At 62.2% G+C, this 336-nt stretch carries 1 protein-coding gene; it reads right to left on the bottom strand.

Going from position 1 to position 336, the window contains the following annotated elements:
* Positions 1-336, bottom strand: a 336-nt coding sequence (locus ACFWW2_RS27730; protein WP_393934140.1) for a transposase, incomplete at both ends; no start/stop codon positions are given.

Genomic DNA, 336 nt, shown 5'->3' with positions numbered 1-336 from the left:
AGCGGTCATACTCATCCCACCAGTCGGCCTTGAGCCGGGATATCGTCGTCGAAGACAGACCCGCCGCGTTGGGCCCCAGCAAAGCGGCCAGCGCTTCGTGGAAATCGCCCGTGGAAATGCCCTTGAGGTACAACCAGGGCGACAGCTCTTCGATGGACTTGGCCTTGCGCAGATAGGGCGGCAGAATGGATGACGTGAAGCGGATTTTCTCTACGTCGCTACTCCGGTCTCGCACGCGCGGCACCTTCACCGGCACCGCGCCGATCCCCGTCATAACCTCGCGCTCCGGCAGGTGACCATGGCGTACTAATCGTGTGCGGCCATCATCGGTTCGCT

The organism is Yoonia sp. R2-816 (genome assembly GCF_046762905.1).
GTDB lineage: Bacteria > Pseudomonadota > Alphaproteobacteria > Rhodobacterales > Rhodobacteraceae > Yoonia.
Note: the sequence above shows the minus strand (reverse complement) of the source record. Positions and strands in the feature narration are given on the sequence as shown.